1 protein-coding gene is annotated in these 413 nt (G+C 43.6%); it reads left to right on the plus strand.

All coding sequences use genetic code 11. The annotated features are described in order from the left end of the window. Positions 1-413: penicillin-binding transpeptidase domain-containing protein (locus tag AAHB12_RS31385; RefSeq protein WP_342048957.1), on the plus strand; the 413-nt coding region annotated here is incomplete at both ends.

Raw genomic sequence — 413 nt, forward strand, 5'->3', positions numbered from 1 at the left:
TATGAATCTTACGCAATCGGAAGCAATCCTGTGTCTCCTCTTGAGATGGCAGGGGCATATGGTGCGTTTGCAAACGATGGTGTGTACACAAAAGCGCATTTCGTTACAAAAGTAGTTTTTCCAGATGGCAAGGAGATAACCTTCAAACCGAAAAGTAACCGTGTTATGAAGGACTATACAGCATATATGATTACCGATATGCTTCGTGGTGTAGTAAATGCCTCTAACGGAACAGGTACCACAGCTAATGTGCCTGGTCTCGATATTGCAGGGAAAACGGGAACAACGAACTTTGATGAGAAGGTGCTTAATCAGTTTGGGTATCCATCTCAAGCAACAAATGATAGTTGGTTTGCCGGTTATACACCGCAATATACGATGGCTGTTTGGACTGGTTATGCGAAAAACGGTCC

It is taken from the genome of Bacillus sp. OTU530, assembly GCF_038440375.1.